The organism is Nonomuraea sp. NPDC050202, assembly GCF_040656115.1.
GTDB lineage: Bacteria > Actinomycetota > Actinomycetes > Streptosporangiales > Streptosporangiaceae > Nonomuraea.
Genome location: NZ_JBFALF010000002.1, coordinates 196,132 through 215,547 on the forward strand (window position 1 = coordinate 196,132; position 19,416 = coordinate 215,547).

18 protein-coding genes are annotated in these 19,416 nt (G+C 70.9%); 7 read left to right on the forward strand and 11 right to left on the reverse strand.

The features are described 5' to 3' along the window. Position 1: 1 nt before the first annotated feature. Positions 2–1,408 carry a Si-specific NAD(P)(+) transhydrogenase gene (sthA, locus tag AB0I79_RS05935; RefSeq protein WP_357867566.1) on the reverse strand — a complete coding sequence of 469 codons (1,407 nt, stop codon included), beginning with the start codon at positions 1,406–1,408 and terminating at the stop codon, positions 2–4. Positions 1,409–1,468: 60 nt separating this feature from the next. On the opposite strand from sthA, the gene AB0I79_RS05940 reads away from it, so the two are divergent. After that, entirely contained in the window at positions 1,469–2,302 is an 834-nt protein-coding gene (locus AB0I79_RS05940; protein WP_357867569.1) for a PhzF family phenazine biosynthesis protein, read from the forward strand. Here the strand turns inward: AB0I79_RS05940 and AB0I79_RS05945 are convergent. The 6 genes from AB0I79_RS05945 to AB0I79_RS05970 all read right to left on the reverse strand — a co-directional run bounded on the left by AB0I79_RS05945 (position 2,280) and on the right by AB0I79_RS05970 (position 7,158). After that, positions 2,280–3,113, reverse strand: coding sequence for a biotin-dependent carboxyltransferase family protein (locus tag AB0I79_RS05945; protein WP_357867572.1), 834 nt, complete (start codon positions 3,111–3,113; stop codon positions 2,280–2,282). The genes AB0I79_RS05940 and AB0I79_RS05945 overlap by 23 nt on opposite strands. Then, on the reverse strand, positions 3,110–3,727 hold the full coding sequence (locus tag AB0I79_RS05950) for an allophanate hydrolase subunit 1 (RefSeq protein ID WP_357867575.1): 618 nt from the start codon (positions 3,725–3,727) through the stop codon (positions 3,110–3,112). The genes AB0I79_RS05945 and AB0I79_RS05950 overlap by 4 nt, the downstream gene beginning before the upstream one ends. Beyond that, positions 3,724–4,479 carry a 5-oxoprolinase subunit PxpA gene (locus AB0I79_RS05955; protein ID WP_357867578.1) on the reverse strand — a complete coding sequence of 252 codons (756 nt, stop codon included), beginning with the start codon at positions 4,477–4,479 and terminating at the stop codon, positions 3,724–3,726. The genes AB0I79_RS05950 and AB0I79_RS05955 overlap by 4 nt, the downstream gene beginning before the upstream one ends. A 16-nt stretch (positions 4,480–4,495) precedes the next feature. Further along, positions 4,496–5,269, reverse strand: coding sequence for a thioesterase family protein (locus tag AB0I79_RS05960; protein WP_357867581.1), 774 nt, complete (start codon positions 5,267–5,269; stop codon positions 4,496–4,498). 2 nt (positions 5,270–5,271) lie between these two features. Next, positions 5,272–6,762: a hypothetical protein gene (locus AB0I79_RS05965; RefSeq protein WP_357869615.1), complete on the reverse strand. Its 1,491-nt coding sequence runs from the start codon at positions 6,760–6,762 to the stop codon at positions 5,272–5,274. A 171-nt stretch (positions 6,763–6,933) separates the two neighbouring features. Next, positions 6,934–7,158, reverse strand: a complete 225-nt coding sequence (locus AB0I79_RS05970) for a hypothetical protein (protein ID WP_080046301.1) — start codon at positions 7,156–7,158, stop codon at positions 6,934–6,936. A 154-nt stretch (positions 7,159–7,312) separates the two neighbouring features. On the opposite strand from AB0I79_RS05970, the gene AB0I79_RS05975 reads away from it, so the two are divergent. The 3 genes from AB0I79_RS05975 to AB0I79_RS05985 all read left to right on the forward strand — a co-directional run bounded on the left by AB0I79_RS05975 (position 7,313) and on the right by AB0I79_RS05985 (position 12,140). Next, positions 7,313–7,882, forward strand: a complete 570-nt coding sequence (locus AB0I79_RS05975) for an HhH-GPD-type base excision DNA repair protein (RefSeq protein WP_357867584.1) — start codon at positions 7,313–7,315, stop codon at positions 7,880–7,882. Between the two features lie 266 nt (positions 7,883–8,148). Next, positions 8,149–10,242 (forward strand): SpoIIE family protein phosphatase, encoded by a 2,094-nt coding sequence (locus tag AB0I79_RS05980; protein ID WP_357867587.1) that lies wholly within the window; start codon positions 8,149–8,151, stop codon positions 10,240–10,242. Between the two features lie 242 nt (positions 10,243–10,484). Further along, a complete protein-coding gene (locus AB0I79_RS05985) occupies positions 10,485–12,140 on the forward strand; it encodes an RNA polymerase sigma factor (RefSeq protein ID WP_357867590.1) in 1,656 nt (551 codons plus the stop codon). A gap of 306 nt (positions 12,141–12,446) precedes the next feature. Here AB0I79_RS05985 and AB0I79_RS05990 read toward each other — a convergent pair whose 3' ends face one another. Beyond that, positions 12,447–13,193, reverse strand: coding sequence for a peroxide stress protein YaaA (locus AB0I79_RS05990; RefSeq protein WP_357867593.1), 747 nt, complete (start codon positions 13,191–13,193; stop codon positions 12,447–12,449). 78 nt (positions 13,194–13,271) lie between these two features. Here AB0I79_RS05990 and AB0I79_RS05995 point away from each other — a divergent pair, with 78 nt between their 5' ends. Continuing rightward, the gene (locus AB0I79_RS05995; protein ID WP_357867596.1) at positions 13,272–13,973 is read left to right on the forward strand and encodes a GNAT family N-acetyltransferase; all 702 of its coding nucleotides are present in this window, start codon (positions 13,272–13,274) and stop codon (positions 13,971–13,973) included. Between the two features lie 359 nt (positions 13,974–14,332). Here AB0I79_RS05995 and AB0I79_RS06000 read toward each other — a convergent pair whose 3' ends face one another. Then, positions 14,333–14,563 carry a hypothetical protein gene (locus AB0I79_RS06000; RefSeq protein WP_192786721.1) on the reverse strand — a complete coding sequence of 77 codons (231 nt, stop codon included), beginning with the start codon at positions 14,561–14,563 and terminating at the stop codon, positions 14,333–14,335. A gap of 247 nt (positions 14,564–14,810) precedes the next feature. On the opposite strand from AB0I79_RS06000, the gene AB0I79_RS06005 reads away from it, so the two are divergent. After that, a complete protein-coding gene (locus tag AB0I79_RS06005) occupies positions 14,811–16,877 on the forward strand; it encodes a DNA topoisomerase IV subunit B (protein WP_357867599.1) in 2,067 nt (688 codons plus the stop codon). A 599-nt stretch (positions 16,878–17,476) separates the two neighbouring features. On the opposite strand, the gene AB0I79_RS06010 is transcribed toward AB0I79_RS06005, so the two are convergent. Continuing rightward, complete coding sequence (locus AB0I79_RS06010; protein ID WP_357867602.1) at positions 17,477–17,971, reverse strand: carbonic anhydrase; 495 nt, start codon at positions 17,969–17,971, stop codon at positions 17,477–17,479. Positions 17,972–18,109: 138 nt separating this feature from the next. On the opposite strand from AB0I79_RS06010, the gene AB0I79_RS06015 reads away from it, so the two are divergent. Continuing rightward, positions 18,110–18,427: a hypothetical protein gene (locus AB0I79_RS06015; protein WP_357867605.1), complete on the forward strand. Its 318-nt coding sequence runs from the start codon at positions 18,110–18,112 to the stop codon at positions 18,425–18,427. A gap of 150 nt (positions 18,428–18,577) precedes the next feature. Here AB0I79_RS06015 and AB0I79_RS06020 read toward each other — a convergent pair whose 3' ends face one another. After that, on the reverse strand, positions 18,578–19,381 hold the full coding sequence (locus AB0I79_RS06020; protein ID WP_357867608.1) for an SAM-dependent methyltransferase: 804 nt from the start codon (positions 19,379–19,381) through the stop codon (positions 18,578–18,580). Positions 19,382–19,416 lie beyond the last annotated feature (35 nt).

The window sequence follows — 19,416 nt, forward strand, 5'->3', positions numbered from 1 at the left end:
CTCACATCTCCGCGGTGAGCCGGGCCACCGTCCGCATCTTGTTCATCGCGTCCAGCGCCGCCACCTTGTACGACTCCGCCAGCGTCGGATAGTTGAACACCGCGTTGACCAGGTAGTCGACGGTCCCGCCGCAGCCCATGACCGTCTGCCCGATGTGCACCAGCTCCGTCGCCTGCGTGCCGAACACGTGCACGCCCAGCAGCCGCCGGTCCTCCGAGGACACCAGCAGCTTGAGCATCCCGTACGAGTCGCCGATGATCTGCCCTCGGGCGAGCTCACGGTAACGCGAGATGCCCACCTCGAACGGCACCTTGTCCCGGGTCAGCTCGTCCTCCGACTTCCCGACGAAGCTGATCTCGGGAATGGTGTAGATCCCGATCGGCGGCAGGTCGTGCAGGTCGCCGGCCGGCTCGCCGCACGCGTGCTGCGCGGCCAGCCGCCCCTGCTCCATCGACGTGGCCGCCAGCGCGGGGAAGCCGATCACGTCGCCCACGGCGTAGATGTGCGGCACCTCGGTGGCGTAGTTCTCGTCCACCTTGATCCGCCCCCGGTCGTCGGCGGTCAGGCCGGCGGCCTCCAGGTTCAGCTCGGCCGTCTTGCCCTGGCGGCCCGCCGAGTACATGACGCAGTCGGCGGGGATCTTCTTGCCGCTCTCCAGCAGGGTCAGCGCGCCGCGCGGGCGGCGTTCGACGGCCGCCACGTTCTCGCCGAACCTGAAGGTCACCGCCAGGTCGCGCAGGTGGTACTTGAGCGCCTCGACGATCTCCAGGTCGCAGAACTCCAGCATGCGCTCGCGCCGCTCCACCACCGTCACCTTCGTGCCGAGCGCGGCGAACATGGAGGCGTACTCGATGCCGATCACCCCGGCGCCCACCACGACCAGCGTCTCGGGCACCTTGTCGAGGTGCAGGATGGCGTCGGAGTCGATCACCGTCCTGTCGTCGAACTCGACGCTGGACGGGCGGGCGGGGGAGGTGCCCGTGGCGATCACGATCTTGTCGGCGGAGACCTTCTTCTCCTCCTCCTCGCCGGTGACCCCGATCGTGTGCTCGTCGAGGAAGCGGCCGGTGCCCTGCAGCACCGTCACGCGGTTGCGGGCGAGCTGGCTGCGGATCACCTGGACCTCGCGGCCGATCACGTGCTGGGTGCGCATCCCGAGGTCGGCGACCGTGATGTCGTCCTTGACGCGGTAGCTGGCGCCGTACAGCTCCCGCTGGTTGAGCCCGGTGAGGTAGAGGACGGCCTCGCGCAGGGTCTTCGACGGGATCGTCCCCGTGTTGATGCACACGCCGCCGATCATGTTCCGTTTCTCGACGATCGCCACGCGCCTGCCGAGTTTCGCCGCCGCTATCGCGGCCTTCTGCCCACCTGGGCCAGAGCCCAGGACCACAACATCAAAGTCCGCCACACCGTCCAGTTTGCGGGCGGCGTGTCACCGGGGAAAGACCTGTCTGGGAGACTCCGGAGTATGTTGCGCAGATTCACGCAGGTTGACGTGTTCGCCTCCGGCCGCCCGTACACGGGAAACGCGCTAGCGGTCGTGATCGACGGCGAGGGGCTGAGCACGGAGGAGATGCAGAGCTTCGCCCGGTGGACGAACCTGTCGGAGACCACCTTCCTGCTGCCGCCGACCACGGGGGAGGCCGACTACCGGGTCCGCATCTTCACCCCCGACACCGAGCTGCCCTTCGCCGGGCACCCCACGCTGGGCTCCTGCCACGCCTGGCTGGAGGCCGGCGGCGAGCCGCGCAAGGAGGGCCAGGTCGTGCAGGAGTGCGGCGCCGGGCTCGTGCTCGTGGACGCCACGGACGCGGGGCTGGCCTTCCGGACGCCGCCACTGGTCCGCTCCGGGCCCGTGGAGGAGGAGCTTCTGGAGCAGATCGTCGAGTCGCTCTGCATCACGCGGGAGGACGTCGTGGACGCCGAGTGGGTCGACAACGGCCCCGGCTGGGTGGGCGTGCTGCTCAAGGACGCCGAGGCCGTGCTCGCGCTGCGCCCGCGGACGGTGCCGCACGACATCGGCGTGGTGGGGCCGTATCCCGAGGGTTCGCCGTGCGCGTTCGAGGTGCGGGCGTTCTTCCCCTCTCAGGGCAGCACGGTGGAGGACCCCGTGACGGGCAGCCTGAACGGCTCGCTGGCGGAGTGGCTGCTGCGCACGGGCCGCGCCAAGGCCCCGTACGTGGCCGCGCAGGGCACCGCGATCGGCCGCGCGGGCCGCGTCGACATCTCTGTCGGCTCCGACGACGCCGTCCGGGTGGGCGGCGACGTGATCACCTGCGTCACGGGCCACGTCGAGTTGTGAACCGTACCTCCTCGCCCGGCCTGAGCTGGGCGAGGACCGGCAGGTCGGCGCCGCGCACGACGCCGATCACCGGATATCCGCCCGTCGGCGGATGATCGGTCAGGAACACGATCGGCTGCCCGCTCGGCGGCACCTGCACGGCCCCGGCCACCATGCCCTCGCTGGGCAGCTCGCCCTCCTTGGCCCGCTCCAGCCGGGAGCCGCGCAGGCGCACGCCGACGCGGTTGCTGTCCTGCGTCACCGTGTACGCCTGCCCGCACAGCTCCGCCATCGCCTCCGGCACGAACCAGTCGTCCCGCGGCCCCGGCAGGACGCGCAGCACCGCCGCCCGCGGGCCGGGCAGCGGCGCGAGGTCCACCGAGATCGCGCCCTCCGGCGGCCCGACGGGCAGCAGCGTGCCCGCCCGCAGCGGCTCCGGCCCCAGCCCCGACAGCGAGTCGGTGGAGCGGCTGCCCAGCACGGCCTCGACCGCGATCCCGCCCCGCACCGCCAGATACGTGCGCAGACCCCACGCCGGCGCCCCCAGCCGCAGCTCGCCGCCCGGGGGCACCCAGAACGGCGCCCCCATGTCCGCGCCGGCGAGCGGCGCCCCGGCCAGCGCCGCCCACGCCCCGTCGAGGAAGCGCAGCCGTGCCCCGCCGAACGTCAGCTCGATCCCGGCCAGGCTCTCGGCGTTGCCGACCAGCCGGTTGGCCAGCCGCAGGCTCGGCGCGTCGGCCGCCCCCGACCGCGGCACCCCCAGATGGGCGTGACCGGGCCGGCCCAGATCCTGGACGGTCGCGTACGGCCCCGGGGTGACGACCTCGATCATGCCGCCTCGAACCGCACCCGCATGCCCGGCCGGAACAACGACGGCGGATCGCCCGCCACGTCCCACACCCGCACCGGCGTGCGCCCGATCAGCCGCCACCCACCGGGGGAGGCCGCCGGATACACCGCGGAGTACGGCCCCGCCACCGCCACCGACCCGGCGGGCACCGACGTGCGCGGCGTGTCCAGCCGCGGCGTCTCCAGCACCGGATCCAGCCCGGTCAGATAGGCGAACCCGGGGGCGAACCCCAGCCACCCCACCACCAGCTCCCGCCCGGTGTGCCGCGCGACCACCTCCTCGACGGAGATCCCGGCCAGCTCCGCCACGGAATCGAGATCCGCCCCGTCATAGACGACGGGAATCGTCACGAGCGGCTGCCCCTCCCCGGCGCCCGCCACGGCCCGGTCCCGCTCCGCGCGCGCGACCTGCTCCAGCCGCGCCCGCAAGCCGGCCTGATCCACCCCGGGAGCCACCACGAGGACCGTCTCCGGCCCCGGCACGATCTCCACGATCCCTTCCGGCCCCCGCGCCCGCAGCGCCGCGTCGAGCCGGTGCGACAGCTCCAGCGACCCGGTCTCCACGAGCAGCGCGTGCTCCCCGGCCGTCCGGATCACGCGAACGCCTGCAGGACCACTCCGGCCGCCAGCAGCTCGTCACGCACTCCCTGCGCCAGCCTGACGGCGTCAGGCGTGTCTCCGTGGACGCAGATGGAACGCGCTGCAATCAGCACGGAACTCCCGTCAGCGGCCGTCACAGAGCCTTCCACGGCCATCTGGCGGGCCCGGGCGGACACCGCGGCGGCGTCGTGGATCACCGCGCCCTGCTCCCGGCGCGGCACCAGCGTCCCCGCGGGGGTGTACGCGCGGTCGGCGAACGCCTCGCTCACCGTCGGCACGCCCTCGGCCGCCGCCACCTTGTGCACGACGGAGCCGGGCAGCGTGAGCACCGGCAGCGACGGGTCGTAGTCGGCCACCGCCTCGATCACCGCCGTCGCCTGGCCCTCGTCGCGGCAGATCCGGTTGTACAGGGCGCCGTGCGGCTTGACGTAGGAGACCCGGCCGCCCATCGCCCTGGCGATGCCGTCGACGGCGGCGAGCTGGTAGAGCACCTCGGCGCACAGCTCCTCCGGCTCCACGTCCATCTCCCTGCGCCCGAAGTGGGCCAGGTCGCGGTAGGACACCTGCGCCCCGATCGCCACGCCCCGGTCGACGGCCGCCGCGCACGTGCGCCTGATCGTCACCGGGTCGCCCGCGTGGAATCCGCACGCCACGTTGGCGCTCGTGACGATGTCGAGCAGGGCGAGGTCGTCGCCCAGCTTCCAGATGCCGAAACCCTCGCCCAGGTCCGCGTTGAGGTCGATCACCATGCGTCCATCATGGCGGTTACCCCTGCCTCGGCGCGACGAACAGCGTCTGCGTGGCCGTACCGATCTCGCCCGCCACGTCGAACAGCGTCGAACGGGTCAGGCCGCGGCCCGACGGGCCGATGACGGTCTCGGCGTCCATGCAGACCCACTCGCCGACCGGCGCGCGGAACAGCGAGATCGTCAGGTCCACGTTGACGAACACGTGGGTGTCGAAGCCGAGGGCGAAGCTGATGCCGTTGCCGCTGTCGGCGAACACCGCGACCCGCTCCACCGGGGCCGGCTCCTCGCCCGCCACCAGCGGCATCGTGAGCCTGCCCCACGCGGTGGCCGGGCCGGGCTCGGCCGCGCCGCCGGCGACGAAGCGCCAGTCGAGCGCCTTGCCGTACCCGAAGCCGGACTGCAGCCACGACCGCTCGGGCTGCTCCTCGCGCGGCGGGATGGGCGGGGCCTCCCTGACCGGCGTGGGCGGCGTGTCGGCCTCGCGGATGCGCCACGCGGTGGCCCTGACGAACTCGCGGCCGCCGGACGACACGCTCGCCGACAGGCACTGCACCCGCTTGCCGTCGCGGACGACCTCGGTCGCCACCTCCAGCTCGGCCACGGGCACCGGGGCGAACACGTCCACCACCAGCCTGGACAGCTCCAGCCCCGGGCGCGGCGCGGTCCGCGCCAGCTCGTGCGTGACGAGCGCGGTGACCGGCCCCAGGTGCTGGGCACGCGGGTCCCACGGGCCCTGCGTGTGCTCGGAGGCCAGGTAACGGCCCTCGCTCAGCCGCTCGTACATGGCCATGGTCAGAACTCGTCCGGGATGTCGGCGATGTCGTCGAGGGCCGCCGCCAGCTCCTCCGGGTCGCCGCCGATCCGCTCGGCGATCTCGATCAGCACGTGGAGCACGTCGTGGCGGTCGTGCCCCAGGTCGAGCAGGCGCTGCGCCGCCTCCCAGAGCTGCGGCGGATCGCCGTCCCACAGCCTGGTCGCGATCTCCTCGTGCCAGGCCAGGTGCTCCTGGTCGATCGCGCCGCCGTGGTCGATCTCGAGTAACGTGCGCCGGTCGGCCTGGTCGGCGGGGTCGAGCTGGTCGAGCTCGATCCCGTTGTGCGTGCCCTGCAAATAGGGGAACGCGAAGGCCCGCCTGGCCAGCGCCGACAGGTCGCCGTCGGGCAGCAGCCGCTCCAGCAGCGGCCGGTCCAGCCCGAACGACGTCGGATCCCGGTAGGCCTCGGGGAACTTCCCGATCGCCTCCCACACCGCGTCGAGCGTGGCCTTCAGCCCCTGCTCGGGCAGCCCCGTGCGGTGGGCGGCGAAGCGGACCCACGCCGACAGCACGTGCGGCATCGCCTCCTGCTCGGCCACGCTCAGCATCACCTTGCGCGGCAGCCAGTCGAGCAGGAACGTCTCGCACTTGGTCGGGCTCACCCGCAGCGGCCGGTTGAAGTCCTGCTCGCACCCGTAGTCGATGATGTGGTCGGCGCAGCGCGAGGCCGCCGACGGGTCGGACAGGTGCTCGGCCGCGTCGGAGGCCAGGAACTCCGCCGCCAGCATGGCCCGCCGCTCCCTGCTGTACGGTGCCTCGATGTGCAGCGGCGCGGGCCGCTTGCGCCCCGGCGGCAGCGCCTTGAGCCGGGCGCGGGCGAAGGCGTGGTAGGCGCTGTAGCTGTCGCTCACCGGCGGCGGCGTCTTCGGCTCCCTGGTGGCCTTCATCGCCGACTCCAGCAGCGCCCTGGCCTGCTCGGGCTGGATCTCCTCGAACAGCAGCAGCGGGTTGCCCGCGGCCTCGGCCCTGGCCTGCTCCAGCAGCTTGTCGACCTGGGAGGACACCCAGGCGTCGCGCGCCATGCCGCTCATGTTGTAGTCGACCACCATGACCAGCGCGTGGCGGTCGATCGGCTGGTCGCTGTCGTTCCAGCGGTAGGCGAAGGTGCAGATCACGGTGTCCTGGTCGCCGTACGCGTCGCGCGAGACGTAGCAGCCGGCCGGCTTGACCGCGCCCACCCGGTCGGCCCAGCCCGGCCTGGCCACGCCGGACTCCATCATCGCCAGCGCCGCGCCCTCGGCCTTGGCGCCCTGCCGGGCCGTGCCGAGGTAGGCCAGGCAGATCAGCAACGTCAGCGAGGCCGGCGTGCCGGCCTTGGCCGCGTAGTCGACCAGCCCCTCACCGAGCACCTGCTCGACGTCGCCGCCCCTGACCCGCCTGCCCCACCAGGCTCCGATCATGTCGGAGACCATCAGCTCCGCGTCGAGAGGGGTGCGTACGGCCAGCAGCTCGCGGGCCGCCTGCACCATCTCCTTGAACACGTCGTCTGGCGGGGTGCTCTCCCGGGGATCTCGTCGGTGTCGGCGCACACCCTCACTCTCTCGTATTCCAGGCGCGAACGGTGCGGAGAACACGGCCCGGTGACCCCGATGTTATCGGCGGGCACGCCGACGCGGGCACCGTCGCCTTCCGTGGACGCCCTAGCGGAGGCTCCGGGGAGGAGGCGCCGAGTTCACGATCGCGAGCAGGTGCTCGCGCGCGATGCGTTCCACGATCTCGGGCGTGGCGGAGATGCCCAGGTGCTGGGCGCACGCGCACACGTCGGCCACGCAGCGGTCGATCGTGTCCACGGGTACGGTAAGGAACTCTTCGGCCAGCCTGAGACTGACCGGCTCCCGCAGGAACCGTGTGGCCAGAGCGAGCATAGGAGTGAGATTCCTCTGGAGGCCGGGGGGCAAACCCCCAGGAATGTCTGCAGGGCGACTTGCGCTCTCATTTCACCTTTTCTCGGGCTGGTGTCAAGGCTCCACGACGCCTGTGTTCACTTCACCCGGCGGGCTTTCGTGCGAAGCTGTCTCCATGCGCATCCAGCTCGCCCAGCGGAGCGAGGCAGACGAGCTCCTCGGCCGCAGCCCGCTCGCCCTGCTCGTCGGCATGCTGCTCGACCAGCAGATCCCCATGGAGTGGGCGTTCACGGGGCCCTACACGATCTCCCAGCGGCTCGGGCACGACCTCACGGCGGAGGAGATCGCCTCCTACGATCCCGAGGCGTTCGTGGCGCTGCTGGCGGAGAAGCCGGCCGTGCACCGCTATCCCAAGTCCATGGCGGGCCGGGTCCAGCAACTCGCGGCCTATCTCGTCGAGCACTACGACGGGCAGCCGGAGAAGATCTGGGCCGACGCCACCGACGGCAAAGAGTTGCTGAAACGACTCATGGCCCTGCCGGGATACGGCAAGCAGAAGGCCCAGATCTTTTTGGCATTGCTGGGCAAGCAGCTGGGGGTCCAGCCGTCAGGCTGGCGTGAGGCGGCCGGGCTCTACGGCGAGGAGGGGTCACACCGGTCGGTCGCCGACGTGGTCGACGCCGACAGCCTCGGCCGCGTGCGGGCCGCCAAGCAGGAGGCCAAGCGGGCGGCGAAGAGCCAGTAGGGCCAGTAGCCTGACGGGCGTCCGCCCCGGCGATCCGGCCCCGGCGATCTGACGCTGTAACCTGATCTTGCTGCGCAATGTGGAGCGACTTTGACAGGATGCGTAGACCCTAGAGGCGACCGGGCCGCGGCGGGGGCTTCCGTCCGTACATGCCCATCGTCGATGATGTACTGCAGGATCCGGTCGCCCGGAGCTGCGCTACGCCGATACACAGTTATGGAGATGTGCCGCGTGGGAGACCCTGGCACGCGACGGAGGTGCGGACCATGAGCGCCGAGACCTCCGTTCCCCGTCCCCGGGAGTCGGATGTGGACATCTCAGACTCCGCCCTCTTCAAGGGCATGTTGTCGGAGGCAGAGTTCGCCTTCGCGTTCTTCGACGCCGACAGCCGCATCCAGCGGGTCAACGACGTGTTCAGCGATGTCGTCAACGTGCCCGCGGAGCGCATGGTGGGCCGTCAGCCCGTCGAGGTGCTGGCCGCCGACCTCAGCCAGATCATCACCCACGCCGTCCAGGCCGTCATCGAGACCGACGCGCCGGTGACCGAGGGCCGCGTGCGGGTGCGCTCCGCCGAGGGCGACACCCGGCACTGGTCGCTGTCGTTCTCGCCGGTCCACGACGACGCCGGCGAGCTGCGCGCCATCGCGCTGGTCGGCCTCGACGTGACCGAGAGCCGCCAGACCGAGGAGGCGCTGCGCCGCAGCGAGGAGCGCTACCGCTCGCTGGTCGAGGCGCAGTCCCAGCTCGTCTGGATCACCTCGCCCACCGGCGCGGTCGTCGAGGACGCCCCGCAGTGGCGCGCCATCACCGGCCAGGGCCTGGAGGAGTACCTCGCCAGCGGCTGGCTGGAGGTCGTGCACCCCGAGGAGCGCCAGCAGACCGAGGAGGCGTGGCGCGAGGCCCTGCGCGGGCGCACCATGTTCGAGTGGAACTACCGCGTGCGCACCCGCGCCAGCGGTTACCGCCACTTCGAGGTGCGCGCCGTGCCGATCATCCGCCACGGCAGAGTGGTCGAGTGGGTCGGCGCCAACACCGACGTCACGCCGCAGCGCGAGGCCGAGGAGATGCGCGGCAGGCTGACCGACCAGCTCGGCGCCGCCGCCCTGCGCACCGCCCGGCTGCAGGGCGCCACCGCCATGCTGGCCGAGGCGCTGACGGTCGAGCAGGTGGTGCAGGTCATCATCGACGTCGGCCGCACCGCGCTGGCCGCCGACCGCTCGGCGGTCGCGCTGCTCGACACCGACCGCGCCGCGCTCAAGCTGATCAACGGCGAGGGCATCCTGGAGGCTTCCGGGGCGACGGGCGACGAGATCCCGCTGTCCCACTCCAACGTGATGACCATGGCCGTCAACAGCCGCCGGCCCGTGTTCGCCGAGTCGCCCGAGTCGCTGAAGGCGCAGCTCCTGGAGGCGGGCGGCGACGAGGAGGTGCTGGCGGGGTTCCTCGCCCACGGCGACGAGCGGGCCTGGGTGGGCCTGCCGCTGCTGGCCGCGGGACGCGCCCTGGGAGCGCTCCGGTTCTCCTTCACCAGGCCGCAGAAGATCTCCCAGGAGGACGGCGTCTTCCTGGAGGCGCTGGCCGGCCAGTGCGCGCTCGCGGTGGAGCGGGCCACGCTCTTCGAGCGCGAGCACCGCACCGCCGAGACGCTGCAGCGCAGCCTGCTGCCCGACCGCCTGCCGGTGGTCAAGGGCCTGGTGCTGGCCCAGCGCTTCCGCTCCGGCAGCCGCCACGTGCAGGTCGGCGGCGACTGGTACGACGCGTTCGTGCTGCAGGACGGGCGGGTCGCGGCGGTCGTCGGCGACGTCATGGGCAAGGGCGTCAAGGCCGCCGCGGGGATGGGCCGCATCCGCAACGCCATGCGCGCCCTGGCGCTGACCAACCCGCCGCCCGCGGCCGTGCTCACCGGTCTCGACCGGGTCTTCGAGGCCACGGAGGAGGAAGAGCAGGTCACGACGCTGGCGTACATGGTGGTCGAGCCCGTCACCGGCGAGGGCACGCTGGCCCTGGCCGGTCACCCGCCACCCGTCCTGGTCTCGCCACAGGGCACGGCGATCCTCTGCGACGCCGAGCCGGGCACTCCGCTAGGCTGGCCGACCAGCCGAAGGCAGTTCCGGTTCGTGGTGCCGCCCGGCCATACCGCCGTGCTCTACTCCGACGGGCTCGTCGAGAACCGGAAGCGTGGGCTGGATGCCGGGCTCGCAGAGATTTGCAGTGTTGTGACCGAAGCGCCGCCTGAGGTGGTGAGTAGTCCTCACATGCTGCTGGACTTCCTGGTTGACCGGATGTTGTCTGGATATGAACAGGATGATGACGTTACCGCGCTCGCAATCCACGTCCCACCAGCCACGAAGAGTGACTGAATGAAACAGTCATAACGGTTGCTTTCGGGTATCAGTGCCCCGCTTACGTACGCACTACTGTCTCGGTCGGCCTAGGGTGGAGGTCAACCGCCGGGAGGTGGCCGTATGGAGTGCGGGGTCGTGCCACAATGCTGTGCAGGTCCGTCGCGGTCCGCACGGCCTCACCGATCTCCGAGAGAGGCAACAGCCCCCCAGCGGGCATCTGGGTCCATTGTCGCCACGCGTTCGTTCGAGAGGTGTTCGTGTCGCCTGCAAGTTCGACTCGCTCGAAGCCACAAGAGCTGAACGAGCCCGTCATTCAGCGACTGCTCGAGCGTGGGCGCTCGCAGGGTTTCCTCGAGTCTGAGGATGTCCGTCAGGCCTTCGAGGAGGCGGACATCCCCATGTCGCACGCCGCCGCGTTCTTGCGGAACCTCAGCAAAGAGGGCGTGACCGTGGTGGTGACCGCCGCGGATTCGGCTGCGCCGAAGAAGTCTCGTGGTCCAGCAAAGCGCCGCACTGCCGCCCCCGTCAAGACCAAGACAGCGGCGGCCGCCAAAGAGCAGCAGCCCGAGACCGTGACCGCGGTCGTGGGCACCGCCGAAGCCGAGCCGGCCGCCAAGAAGGCGGCCCCTGCCAAGAAGGCCGCCCCGGCGGCGAAGAAGGCCGCGGCACCCGCCGCCGCCAAGAAGGCCGAGCAGAAGAACGCTGGGCCTGCCGACACCAAGCCGAAGGCGCCCGAGGCCCCGCGGGGCGAGACGGACGACGACGAGGACATCGAGCTCGACGGCGACGTGGAGCTGGAGGACCTCGAGGACATCGAAGTCGACGACGAGATCGTCGCCGAGGACGAGTCCGAGTCCGAGGGCGACTCCGACGACGACGAATCCGACGACGAGCCCAAGGCCGCCGACGTCGCCGCCGCGCAGAAGACCGAGGAAGAGGTCCTCATCCTCTCCGACGACGACGATGACGCTCCGGTGGCCCAGGTGGCCGCCGCCGGCGCCACCGCCGACCCGGTGAAGGACTACCTCAAGCAGATCGGCAAGGTCCCCCTGCTCAACGCCGAGCAGGAGGTCGAGCTGGCCAAGCGCATCGAGGCGGGCCTGTTCGCCGAGGAGCAGCTCGGCGGCGGCGAGACCGACGGGCTGCCCGTCGACGTCAAGGCCGAGCTGGAGTGGATCGCCGAAGACGGCCGCCGCGCCAAGAACCACCTGCTGGAGGCCAACCTCCGGCTCGTGGTCTCGCTGGCCAAGCGCTACACCGGGCGCGGCATGCTGTTCCTCGACCTGATCCAGGAAGGCAACCTGGGCCTGATCAGGGCCGTCGAGAAGTTCGACTACACCAAGGGCTACAAGTTCTCCACCTACGCCACGTGGTGGATCCGGCAGGCGATCACGCGTGCCATGGCCGACCAGGCGCGGACCATCCGCATCCCGGTCCACATGGTCGAAGTGATCAACAAGCTGGCCCGCGTCCAGCGGCAGATGCTGCAGGACCTCGGCCGCGAGCCCACGCCGGAAGAGCTGGCCCGCGAGCTGGACATGACGCCCGAGAAGGTCGTCGAGGTCCAGAAGTACGGCCGCGAGCCCATCTCCCTGCACACCCCGCTGGGTGAGGAGGGCGACAGCGAGTTCGGCGACCTCATCGAGGACTCCGAGGCCATCGTGCCGGCCGACGCCGTCAGCTTCACGCTGCTGCAGGAGCAGCTGCACTCCGTTCTCGACACGCTGTCGGAACGCGAAGCGGGCGTCGTGTCGATGCGGTTCGGCCTCACCGACGGTCAGCCGAAGACGCTGGACGAGATCGGCAAGGTTTACGGGGTCACCCGTGAGCGCATCCGCCAGATCGAGTCCAAGACCATGTCCAAGCTGCGTCACCCGTCGCGGTCCCAGGTCCTGCGGGACTACCTGGACTGAGACCCGTTCGGGCTGATCTGCTCGTACCGCGCCCCGCCGGGAGTTCCCGGCGGGGCGCGCGGCGTTTCGCGACCCGGGCCCGGGCTCCTGTTTCGGCTCAGGCTCGGGGTTGCTTCCTGGTGCCTGGCCGGTCGCTCCGTCTCGGCGTCGCGTCGGTGAGACGGTGCGCGGCGGAGTCCGGCGCAACGTGGACGGCGGACCGGCGCGGCACCCCGCCCGCATGGGCGAGCGCGCGGCGTCTCGGTGCGACCCGACACGCCCGGGCGTTCGCCGTATCGCCGGTCAGTCAGGTCAGATCATGTCAGGTCATGTCGGGTCGGTGACGTGGACGTCCAGGACCCAGGGGCGGGTGGGGCGGGAGGGCTCGGCGAGGGCGACGGTGTAGCCCAGGTCGTCGAGGGTCTTGGCCAGCTCGTCCGGGCTCGCCGGGGCCGCGTCCTGGCACAGCAGGGCGCGGGCGATCTCGCCCCGGGTGGCCTTGGCCATGTGGCTGACGACCTTCCCGTCACGGAAGACCCGTACCGTCACCGAGCGCGGGCCCGGCTGCCAGGCCCCCGCGTACGTGGCCGAGCGGAGATCCACCACCAGCCCCGGAATCCGATCCAGCTCCTTCGTGATTCTGGGACGCCAGAACGCGGCCAGCCCGCCGATCGGCGGCAGGGTGACGCCCATCGAGAGGCGGTACGGCGGGATCCAGTCTGTGATCTTCACCACACCCCACAGCCCCGAGAAGATCAGCAACGACTCCTCGGCCCGCCTCCTCGGCTCCTCGTCCAGCGTGTCCAGGCCGAGATTGTCGTACAGCACGCCGGTGTAGAGCGAGGCGGCGGGCAGGGTGGAGGCGGTCTTCAGCGCCGCGTTCCTGGCCAGCTCGCCCGCCAGCCCCGGCGTCAGCCCGAGCACGTCGAGGGCGTCGCGGCGCTTGGAGGCGCGGATCAGCGCGTTCAGCACCCGCGTGCGGGACTTGTCGAGGGCCGGGAAGGACAGCTCGCCCAGGGCAGGCCCGCTGCCCTCCGAGGCCTTGCCTTCGGACGGCGGCAACAGAATCAACACAGCCCCCTACCCTATTGGCCCAGGCCAGCGCCCTACCCGGCGGACCGGGTAGCTCCTCAGGGCGGTTAGTCTGCGCGGATGGATATCGACCGTCTTGTTCATGAGGCCTGGCCCGCGTACGAGCAGCGTGCCCACGACGGGTGGGTGTTCCGCCGCGCCGACGGGGTGACGAAGCGCGCCAACTCCGTACTCGCCACGAGCACGCCCGCCGACCTGGACGGCGCGATCCGCGCGGCGGAGGCGTTCTACGGCGAGCGCGGGCAGCGCTGCGTCTTCTCGCTGGGGGTCGCGGCTCCGCCCGGGCTGGACGAGGAACTGGAGCGCCGGGGGTACGAGCTGGTCGATCCCACCTTGGTGATGGCCGGTACGCCCAAGGGCGAGCCCGTGCGCGAGGTCCGGACCGAGGAACGGCCGTGGCCGCAGTGGCTGCAGACCTGGTGGGCGGTGGACGGCCGGTACGGGAGCGGCCAGAAGGAGGCCGAGCGCATCTGCACAGGGGTGCCTGCCTGGTACGCGGCGTACGAGGAGGACGGCGTGCCGCTCGCCGTCGGGCGGGCCGTCCCGCAGGGCGACACGCTCGGGATCTACTGCATGGCCACCCTTCCCGGGGCCCGGCGCAGAGGGCTGGCGCGGAGGGTGCTGCGGGCTCTGGTGGCACGGGCCGGGGACGGCTTCGGATCCGCCTACCTGGTCGTGACGGCGGCGAACACCGGAGCTCAGGCGCTCTACCGGAGCGAAGGCTTCGAGATCGCGGGGCGGTACCACTACCGGGTCCGGTGACGTCGAGACGGCAAGGCACCTCCGCCGCGCCACGCGGGTCATCACACGCGCCAGGTGTGACGCGGTCATCACACGTGTCACGGGCAGATCGGTGACCACACGTGCCATGTGGCCAGGTCGGTCACGATGCGCCGGCCGTGCGGGTGGGCGTCCACGCCACGCCATGCGGGCACCACCATGCCGCGCGGGCATCGCACGCCGCGGTCACCGGCCGGCTCAGCGGCCGCCGGAGGTGGCGGCGGAGGGGGCGTGAGCATGCGGTGTGCGCGTGTGTGGAAGCAGAACGGCGACCCCGGGCTGCCCCAGGGTCGCCGTACCGGTCATGCAATATGTGGTTATCTCATCACGACCAGCGCAGGTCAGCGCTCGTCGTTGGGGGCAATGGAAGAGGTTTCGCTGAGTCGAGCCGACTCGTCCAGGATGTCGGCGCCCTTTTCACGCAACGCTGCGATGTGCTGACGCCCATGGTGGGCGCAGAAAAGCAGCTCCCCACCCACAGGCAGGGTCGCGCGAATGTAGGCCTGGGCACCGCAGCGGTCGCAGCGGTCGAGGGCCGTCAGCGGCTTAACGGGGGCGAGAGCTCCAGTCACGTATCGCCTTTCGGGTCACCCCCGCCGAAGCGAGGATCTGGCGTCAGTCACTTGGAACAACATCTAACCGGACCTGGACGTTCCCAACCGCCCCCTCTCTACGCCCAGAGCAGAATGTGTCCCAAAGTAATGACGATCAGCCGGTTGGTAACGGCAAACGTGACGCCATGGCAAGCTTGTACGCGCGCGTAGGGGAAGAACGGTAGGCTACGCACACGTGTTCGATGCCTAGACCAGGGGAGCTGGAGTGACGCTTGTGGAGGCGGGTTACACGGCTCGTCACCTCTCGGTGCTTGAGGGCCTGGAGGCCGTGCGGAAACGCCCGGGCATGTACATCGGGTCCACCGACAGTCGCGGGCTCATGCACTGCCTCTGGGAGATCGTGGACAACGGCGTCGACGAGGCGCTGGCCGGCCACTGTGACCGGATCGAGGTAGAGCTCTACGCGGACGGTTCCATCGAGGTCCGCGACAACGGCCGGGGCATCCCGGTGGACGTCGAGCCGAAGACCGGCCTGGCCGGCGTGGAGCTCGTCTACACCAAGCTGCACGCCGGCGGGAAGTTCGGCGGCGGCTCGTACGGCGCCTCCGGCGGTCTGCACGGCGTGGGCGCCTCCGTGGTCAACGCGCTGTCCTCCCGGGTGGACGTGGAGGTCGACCGCGACGGGCTCGTCCACGAGATCAGCTTCCGCCGCGGCGTCACCGGCGTCTTCGACGGCGAGGGGCCGACGGCCAAGTTCAAGAAGAAGTCCGGCCTGCGCCTGGGCGCCAAGCTCCCCAAGAACGTCACCGGCACCCGGGTGCGCTTCTGGGCCGACAAGCAGATCTTCCTGCCCGACGCCGAGGTCTCGGTCGACGAGATCCACGTACGCCTGCGGCAGACCGCCTTCCTGGTGCCCGGCCTGACCCTGGCCCTCTACGACAGCAGGCACGAGGAGCGCATCGAGGAGGAGTTCCGCTTCGAGGGCGGCATCTCCGAGTTCGCCGAGTTCCTGGCCCGCGACGAGCCCGTCTGCGACGTGCTGCGCCTGCAGGGCGTCGGCCACTTCCACGAGACCGTGCCGGTCCTCGACGACCAGGGCCACATGACGCCCACCGAGGTGCAGCGCGAGCTCAGCGTGGACGTGGCGATCCGCTGGGGCAAGAGCTACGAGTCCACCGTGCGCTCGTTCGTGAACGTGATCGCCACGCCCAAGGGCGGCACGCACCTGACCGGGTTCGAGCGCGGCCTCGTCCGCACGATCAACGAGCTGCTGCGCGAGACCCGCCTGCTGAAGAACGGCGACGACCCCGTCACCAAGGACGACATCTCCGAGGGCCTGACCGGCGTGGTCACGGTCAGGGTGCCGGAGCCGCAGTTCGAGGGGCAGACCAAGGAGGTGCTCGGCACCTCCGCGGCCACCCGCATCGTCTCCCACGTGGTCTCGCGCGAGCTCAAGGAGCTGTTCACGAACCCGCCGCGCGGCTACAAGCAGCCGCTGCGGGCCGTGCTGGAGAAGATCGTGGCCGCGGCGAAGGCCCGCATCGCGGCCCGCGAGCACCGCGACAACCAGCGCCGCAAGAGCGCCCTGGAGAACTCCGCGCTCCCCGCGAAGCTGGTCGACTGCCGCAGCGACGATCTCGACCGCAGCGAGCTGTTCATCGTCGAGGGTGACTCCGCCCTCGGCACGGCGAAGCTCGCCCGTGACTCGGAGTTCCAGGCGCTGCTGCCGATCCGGGGCAAGATCCTCAACGTTCAGAAGGCGTCCGTGAGTGACATGCTCAAGAACGCCGAGTGCGCCGCGATCATCCAGGTCGTCGGTGCCGGCTCCGGGCGCTCGTTCGACATCGACGCCGCCCGCTACGGCAAGGTCATCCTCATGGCCGACGCCGACGTCGACGGCGCCCACATCCGCTGCCTGCTGCTGACCCTGTTCCACCGCTACATGCGGCCGATGGTGGAGGCCGGGCGCGTCTTCGCCGCCGTGCCGCCGCTGCACCGCATCGAGCTGACCAACCCGGGGCGGGGCAAGGAGAAGTACATCTACTGCTACTCCGACGCCGAGCTGCAGAAGGTGCTGCGCGACCTGGAGCGGCGCGGCAAGCGGTGGAAGGACCCGGTGCAGCGCTACAAGGGCCTGGGCGAGATGGACGCCGACCAGCTGGCGGAGACCACGATGGACCCGCGCCACCGGATCCTGCGGCGGGTGCGGATCGAGGACGCCGAAGGGGCCGAGGGGATCTTCAACCTGCTGATGGGGAGTGAGGTCGCGCCGCGGCGGGAGTTCATCGTCAGCAGCGCGGCCGAGGTGGATCGCGACCACATCGACGCCTGACCGGGCCGGCCCGGCCGGCCGCCTGCGGGCGGCGGGGCGGAGCTGTCGTCCGCCGTCGCGATCCCGCCCGGCCCGCGTTCGGGGCCGGGCGATTCGTGCGGCGTGATGCAGGTCTGCGGGCGTGGCTGCAGAGATTCAGAGCTGTAGAGATTCAGGCTGCCGGGATTCCGGGTTGCCGGGATTGAGGGCGTGATGACCACGTTCGCGTGCATGCCGACGCGCTGACGTGCGCCCGCCCGTAGGACTACGGGCGGGCGCATTCGCTCGCGGGCTTATGGGCGCGCGTTTGGCATGCAGGCCGACGCGCTGGCGCGTTCGTCTGCACCCCACTGGCGGGCACGTTCGCTGGCACGCCTACGGGCACGCGCGTTCGTCGGCAGCCTGCGGGCGGGCGGTTCGGGCGGGCGGGCGCGTGCTGTGCAGGGCGACGCCGGCCGTCACAGTGGCGGTCTGGGGTCTCTGCGGGGCTGTGGTGCCCCGTGGAGGCTCGTGTGTGCCTCCTGCCCCTCCGTGCACGTCCCGGCCCTTCTCGTACGGACTGGGGCCTCTGAGGGGCGTTCCCGGCGCCACAGGGCGGGCTGGGTGGCCTTGCGGCAGGGTCAGTGGTCGGACGGGGTGAGCCTGCCGGTGTGGACGTCGTAGATCGCCCCGCCCACCGGCATCTCCGACGGCAGGAACGGGAACGTCCTGATCCTGGTCAGGTCGTGCTTGAGCGCCTCGTTCTGGTCCGGCACCGTGTGGAACTCCAGGCTGCGCGTGTCGATCCCGCGCTCGTTCGCCATCGCGTGCACGTCCGCGTCCGTCACCTTCGCCATCCCGCAGTCCGTGTGCGGCATGACCAGCACCCGCTCCACCCCGAGCAGGACGACGGCCAGCACCAGCGTGCGCAGCACGTCGTCCGTCACGCGGGCGCCGGCGTTGCGCAGGATCTTGGCGTCGCCGGGCTTCAGCCCGAGCAACCCGAGCGGGTCGATGCGGGAGTCCATGCAGGTCACAACGGCGAGGCCGCGCGCTGCCCGGCCCGTCAGGCCGGAGTTGCCGAACGTCTCGGCGAACTTCACGTTGGCGGCATACAGGTCGTCGAACGCACTCATGTCACAAATAATCCCTCATGCCTCAGATCTCGCGATGGCGGGGTGGCGACAGGCTGGAGTTGGCAAACCTCCCACGAAAACCGTTCACCTTGAGTGATGATGTCGTAGCCGTACGTACGTAATCCAAGAAGGTTTGTCGTGAGTAGGTCAGAATCGCTCGCCGTGTACCTCCGCGCCCAGGCTCGGCGCCGCCTTGATCGTGTGGAGACCAGGGATGACGGCCGCAACGCCAGGTGTGCCCTTGCCCTCCTCGATGCCGCCGCATACGCGGGCAGCCTCCCCGACGACGATCCGCTCATCCTCATGCTGGACCAGGCGGGCTGCTTCGGGCCGCTGGGATGTGAGGAGTTCGATCCGGGGGAGGCGGGCAACCAACTGATCCGGCACTGGGAGGGTGGTGAGCCGCACGAACTGCTGCTCGCCCTGCCCGTCGCCATCGCCGCCGCCAGTACCTAGCCTCCGGCCCGTCGCCTCCGGCCCGTCGCCTCCGGTCCGCAGTCTCCGATTCGCAGTCTCCGGTCCGGGGTCTCCGGTCCGCGGTTCGTGGCCTCCGGCACGTAACGGCGTCAGGGGTCGCGGCCGACGCCGGCGTGCCACCGGTGGGCGTCAGGGTTTGCGGCCGACGCCGACGTACCACCACTCGCCGCCCGCGAGCTCCGTCTCCCACGCCTCGTCGGGCCGCCAGTCGCCCACGTGCGTCACGCCGGGCTCCAGCAGGTCGAAGCCCTCGAACATGCGGGTGACCGCTGCGTGGCCGCGGTGGATCAGCGGCGCGTCCGCCTCGTCGTACACCTCCCGCGCCGCCTTGCCCACCTCGGGATGGGCGTCGTCGGTGAGGTGGGAGAGGATGAGCGCGCTCCCGGACGCCAGCCGCTCGCGGAAGGCGGCCACGACCCCCCACGGGTCCTCCGCGTCGGTCAGGCAGTGCAGCACGCCGAGGAACACCACGCCCACCGGCCGGCTGAAGTCGATGAGCTGGGCGGTCTCCGGGGCGTCGAGGACGGTGGCGGGCGCGCGGATGTCGGCGTGCACGATGGTGATCTTGGAGTCGGTGCCTGCCAGCAGGGCGCGGGCGTGGACGATCACCACGGGGTCGTAGTCGACGTAGACGACGTGCGCGTCCGGATGGACCTCGCGGGCGACCTCGTGCACGTTGTTCTGGTTGGGCAGGCCGGTGCCGAGGTCGATGAACTGGTCGATGCCGAGGCCGGCGACATGGCGTACGGCCCTGCCCAGGAACCGCCGGTTGGCCAGGCAGATCTCCCGGCTGGGCCCCAGCGCCATGATCTTCTCGGCGGCCGCGCGGTCGGCCGCGAAGTTGTCCTTGCCGCCGAGATAATAGTCGTACATGCGCGCGGCGTTGGGAATGTGGGGATTGATGCCCTTCGGTACGCGCGGGGGGTTGGTCATCTGGGCCCTTCGAGATCCGCCAAACGAATGGAACA

Bases quoted from the DNA above. Each gene is read 5' to 3' on its own strand.
- AB0I79_RS05995 (WP_357867596.1), top strand. From the start codon at position 13,272: ATGGATATCGACCGTCTTGTTCATGAGGCCTGGCCCGCGTACGAGCAG.
- AB0I79_RS05980 (WP_357867587.1), top strand. From the start codon at position 8,149: ATGAGCGCCGAGACCTCCGTTCCCCGTCCCCGGGAGTCGGATGTGGAC.
- AB0I79_RS05940 (WP_357867569.1), top strand. From the start codon at position 1,469: ATGTTGCGCAGATTCACGCAGGTTGACGTGTTCGCCTCCGGCCGCCCG.
- AB0I79_RS05960 (WP_357867581.1), bottom strand. From the start codon at position 5,269: ATGGCCATGTACGAGCGGCTGAGCGAGGGCCGTTACCTGGCCTCCGAG.
- AB0I79_RS05945 (WP_357867572.1), bottom strand. From the start codon at position 3,113: ATGATCGAGGTCGTCACCCCGGGGCCGTACGCGACCGTCCAGGATCTG.
- AB0I79_RS05955 (WP_357867578.1), bottom strand. From the start codon at position 4,479: ATGGTGATCGACCTCAACGCGGACCTGGGCGAGGGTTTCGGCATCTGG.
- AB0I79_RS06010 (WP_357867602.1), bottom strand. From the start codon at position 17,971: ATGAGTGCGTTCGACGACCTGTATGCCGCCAACGTGAAGTTCGCCGAG.
- AB0I79_RS05965 (WP_357869615.1), bottom strand. From the start codon at position 6,762: ATGGTGCAGGCGGCCCGCGAGCTGCTGGCCGTACGCACCCCTCTCGAC.
- AB0I79_RS06020 (WP_357867608.1), bottom strand. From the start codon at position 19,381: ATGACCAACCCCCCGCGCGTACCGAAGGGCATCAATCCCCACATTCCC.
- AB0I79_RS05970 (WP_080046301.1), bottom strand. From the start codon at position 7,158: ATGCTCGCTCTGGCCACACGGTTCCTGCGGGAGCCGGTCAGTCTCAGG.
- AB0I79_RS05975 (WP_357867584.1), top strand. From the start codon at position 7,313: ATGCGCATCCAGCTCGCCCAGCGGAGCGAGGCAGACGAGCTCCTCGGC.